A 4907-nucleotide genomic window follows, 5' to 3' on the forward strand; every position below is an offset into this window, starting at 1 on the left:
CCTCAATAACGCTTCACAGCGTGGTTGGTTAATAACAAATGTTTTCATAGTAATCACCACCGTTCTGAAGTGTCGATAGTATCGAACTCTTGTTCTTCAGATTCATCCAGTAACATAGCGGCTTTCATCATCTCGCGTAAAGCTTCAGCCGTGTCAACTGGGGCGGTCATTGAATCGGGGTAATTTGTTCGGTTACGGTTGCGGTTAGGATCGTAAATATCTAAAGGCTTAATTACATATTTTCGGATCGATTCATCTACGGACTTGATCATTTTCTTATAATTTAAAGTCCCGTCTTTATTAACAAAAAATATCTCGAAAGCATAACCGTGTTTTCTCTTTAAACTTTCGGCTGTTTTCTTCCAGCTCTCATACTGCGCCATAGTTCGGTAGGTGAACTGTGACAGTGAGAAATAAGACGGTCTACCAGCTTTCAAAATATTATCGCCTGGTAACAAAGCAGATTTTTCCCAAGTACCATAGTAATTGTCCTTATATGCGGCTGGCTTCAAGATCCCTGTTTTAAGAAACGGCTGTAAGAAATTTACGGCTTCAGGGCTATCCTTTATGTTTATCAATAGGACTTGAGCAGGGTTATAGGTCACATAATCATCGGTAGGTTCTGGTTTACCATCTACAATAATGAACGCTTGATGTGGGCGTTTCGATTCATAACTTCTAAATTTAGTCTGATATGGATCTTCAGGATTGAAACTATAATTACTTGATCCATGCACTACTAACCAGTGGCTAAATTGCTTCATTTCAAATTTAAAGCAACACGGACTATCTACATAATTGGCGACCCCGTCTTTAGGATCTAATAACTTAAATTTACCATGTAATAATTTGGATTTAGGCCAGAAATTCGCAACGTGTTGTAAGGCGTATTTGTCGATATGCTCTTTAACAGCTTGTAATTCTGGTTCACAATCATCATTAGATTGCATGGCGACCAACTCGTTTAACTTGCCTTTTATATTCGTTATTACATCTTCTGGTATCGGTAACGGGGCGTAAATCCCCGCATTGTTTTTATATAACAGTGCTTCTGACATCGAGTACGAGCGTGCTAAGTTTTCGGTGTGAAGGTACTTTCCTTTTTTACGATGTAGGACTTTATCAATATCAAAAACATGTCCGTCTGTTATTGATCCGTACAGGTTCAAAGCTTTCTCGGTCATGTACATAAATGCACGAACCTTACCCGTTATCTGATTGCCAAGAATCACATTTGCCGTGGGAAAAAAACGCGATACTTGTACGCCATAAGTAGTGTTACACAACAACTTGTACAGCGTGTTCAGGGGTGTTTTCTTGGAGTGCTGTGATCGTTTTACCCGTAACAAATCGGTAAAATCACGTAAATGGATTCGACACCAGGTAGGCGTGTCTTGTGTTATTTGCTCGAACTTCCTAGCCGCTTTACATTTTGAAGTAAATCGTTTGGCATTTAATCCTGATTGGAACTCTTCAAGTGTGGTTTCGGATGATTTAGGATAAAAAGCTATTGCTAGAACTTCGGTTTTGTTTAGAAAGTCCGTACGATGTCGTGGACTCCATTGCTCAATCACGTCTAAAATATCTGAAGTCAACATTCCATCACGTACTTGTCGTGTAAATATCTTGGTGGTTCCTGAATCGAGCTCCACTTCACCTGTTATTTCTTTAGTCTCGTAATGTTCAGTGCGTGTTCTGTTATATCCGAACCATGACGGTACTAAGTCCTGATCGTATTTTAAATCATCGGTTTTAATGGCCATTGTCCATAGACCATCTACTAATTGAGACTTGAAACCACTGTAGACTTCTTTGAACGGCACGCCTTTATTGTTTTTACGATTGAACTTGGTCGCATATATTACGGGGATTCCGAAAGGATAATCGGCAACTGACATTGACCCCCCATATGCGCCTGCAATGTCAATATCACACAAGGGCGCTTTAATGGCGGTGGTCAATGGATCATTGTTTTTACACCTTCCCCCATTGCCTTTACTGAGGAGAAAGGCGTTACTTTCTACGAAGGATGAAAGAAACAGTGCTGAAGCCTTATAGGTTTTATCTTCAAAAAATTCATCTATGTCTTTAGTTGTCTTAGGTTTATCTTCAGCTGATAAATCAAAAGTCTTGAAAATAAAATTCTCAAAAATCTTTGATACCGTTGCGCCTATAGTTAACTTTGGATTTTCATAATATGATTCTAGGTCTAGATCCTTCCAGATTAGTTTCATATTTTCATAGTTGGCAACTAGAGCATCATGTACCTGTAAATCACCTAACGAATATTCATCATAAAGTTCTGGGACTTCAAAGTAAGCCTTATCCATTTGAGTGATCCAGTCTTTCATCGAGTCTTTAGCACCTAATTTTATGCCTGAGTTCGCGCAGAATTCCCCATAAGACGCTTGACCGTGTACGGCTACTGTATCGACTATTTGAAAACTTATGCGGTAAGTAAACCCGTCAACGTCAATTAACCAAGGCATTTTTACCACGCTGTTTTTACCGCATGTCATACGCCTCTTCATCTTGATCCCCCCGGAAGCGTATTTCTTGCCTATATCGGCTTCAAAATCACCATCAGGCGAACACATGCCTAAATCTGCAAGCGCAAAATGGGCATACATAACGACACGCATAGTGGGAAACGGTTTTTCTTTTTCGAGTCCTTCAAGCACTTCTCTAGTGTAGCGTGAGATCGATACCTGGTGGCCATAGGATTCCAAATAATCACCTAAAATGAATGGGTGTTGCACTACTTCGTGACGGGGTTTAAGTCCTTGCGGTTCACATATTTCAGTCACAAAAGACGGATGCACAACGATCTTTTCATCGTTATGATGGGCGTGTTTATATTGAAGGGTGACTGGTTGTCGATACCGGAAGTTGCCTTTTACAAAATCCTTAACTTGAGGGGCGTAAAACTCTGAATCAATGACCAGTGGTATAGCTATATTCGTTTCTGGATCGAATTCGGTATTAAATAGACAGCTAGGGGCGGTGTCTTTCTTATGGAAGTTCTTAGAGTCTGTGAAGAGAGGGATTTTGGTGGTAAAATAGGATTTATCTTGCATGAATCATCAATATTTTCAATGATCCTGTGTTAGGTTTTGTTTACCGAATGGTCACTTTTAGTATAAAAAGGTGTTCATTATTATAAAAAGTACACATTATTATATAAAGTACACATTATTAAAAAAGGTGCTCTTTCGGTATGCACTTACTGTAATCCCGTGTATACTGTGGGTGTCTTTAAGGGAGTAGGCCGTTATGAAGTTTATAGATTTCATAAATGGCTTTTCTTGTCTTTAAAGACTGGTATAAAAACGAAAATAAAACTAACATGGATCTAGTTGCGTAAAACCATTACTTAGCTTAATTGTCGGCGAAAACATATTGGGGCTTTGTACTGGTCGTTTTAGGAGTGTGAGCGTCTTGTCTCACAAACCATCCAATGGATATTATAACCCAGTTTCCCCCATAGTGTGCAAGGGGAAGCTGGTTAATCCCCCCCTACAACACTGTTTTCCTTTAGTTCTCCATACTTACTTCATTTCTAAAGTGCCGAAATCAACTGCAAAATAACCATTTTTGTCTTTGCCGATTTTACACTTAATCATCTGCCCTTTTAATTCAAGCACGTCTTTTTCGATTTTTTCAACTACTTCAGCCGTCACACTGGCAAGATCATTTTCAGTCAACATACCTAGTTTCATCAATAAAGTTGTAAATCGATTGTAAACATTTACTTCGTTTGATTTACCACGCCCACTGTAAAGAACTTCTACTGGTTCACTGTTAATTGAAGTCCCTGTATAAGTTTTGATTCGGATCGACTCACCTGTACCTTCAAACTCAGTAACAAATTCAAAGCGTGGATAAACAATTTCTTCGACATCACGACCAACCTTAGTTACTTTCTTACCTTCTCCGAAACCGATACCGACAATAGTACCTTCATAGATCCCACTTTCCGACTTCACTAAGTTATTAGCAATTTTGATTTTAGACTTCATTTCAATCCCTCATTTGTGTAATTAAAAAATTATAGTCTATTTACAGTATATAACATAAATTCTTAATAAACAACTGTAATTACTGTATAAATTTGCACCTTACTGATTTTCTATGCTACCATTACTATAAATATTTGCGAATTTAAAGAGGGCATAACATGGGAATCCAACGTATAGAACACTTCCTTACTAATATAAATGATGCTTCTATCGACCAGATAAACACGGTTTGCTTAGAAGAAATGAATTACCTAAGAGAGAATTATCCGGCACTATCTAGTTTTAGAAGCGCGCTGACTTCATACCGTAAAGCGGTAGAAATTCAAGTTGATGATGAAGATAAAAGGCTTCGTACCGTTAAATCATTGCACTTGACCAGAAAGGAAAATAAGAATCTGGATCAAGCAAAGGAAAAACAAATTGCTGGGGATCTATTACACCAACGCCCTATTTATAATCTGGATGAACATATAAACCTTGCCACTAAATTACTGGACTCGAATAGTTATCAAGATAAGATTTTAGGGTTATGTGCTTTGACTGGTAGACGTACAGCGGAAATTGCTTGCACAGCACAGTTAAATTTAATTCCTGATGATGATTACACGGTTATGTTTACAGGACAGTTAAAAACTAAGAACCGTGGCGTATTGCCCGCTTTTGAAATTCCCGTTCTTTGCAACTCCACCAAACTTATAAACGCGTTACATGCTGTGCGTGAAGCGAAACCCATGTTCATGGATAACATGCCCAGATTCCACAACGCGGCTAGTAGTGACGTAAATAAGAAATGTAAAAAGCTATTCTTCAATGTGAGTGATGCACCTATTAGCCCAAAAGATTTAAGAAGTATCTATGCTGAAATTTCATACCTGTATTTAGATGATG

The 4907-nt window shown here is 38.5% G+C and carries 3 protein-coding genes; 1 reads left to right on the forward strand and 2 read right to left on the reverse strand.

Annotation, left to right across the window (positions count from 1 at the left end; all coding sequences use genetic code 11):
- Positions 1–53 precede the first annotated feature (53 nt).
- The gene (locus BTHERMOSOX_RS09240; protein WP_138120807.1) at positions 54–3077 is read right to left on the reverse strand and encodes a hypothetical protein; all 3024 of its coding nucleotides are present in this window, start codon (positions 3075–3077) and stop codon (positions 54–56) included.
- A 471-nt stretch (positions 3078–3548) separates the two neighbouring features.
- Positions 3549–4019: a hypothetical protein gene (locus BTHERMOSOX_RS09245; RefSeq protein WP_138120809.1), complete on the reverse strand. Its 471-nt coding sequence runs from the start codon at positions 4017–4019 to the stop codon at positions 3549–3551.
- Between the two features lie 158 nt (positions 4020–4177).
- Here BTHERMOSOX_RS09245 and BTHERMOSOX_RS09250 point away from each other — a divergent pair.
- The coding region (locus BTHERMOSOX_RS09250) for a protelomerase family protein (protein WP_249360672.1) at positions 4178–4907 on the forward strand (730 nt) is incomplete at its 3' end.

It is taken from the genome of Bathymodiolus heckerae thiotrophic gill symbiont, assembly GCF_900128515.1.
Classification (GTDB): Bacteria; Pseudomonadota; Gammaproteobacteria; order PS1; family Pseudothioglobaceae; genus Thioglobus_A.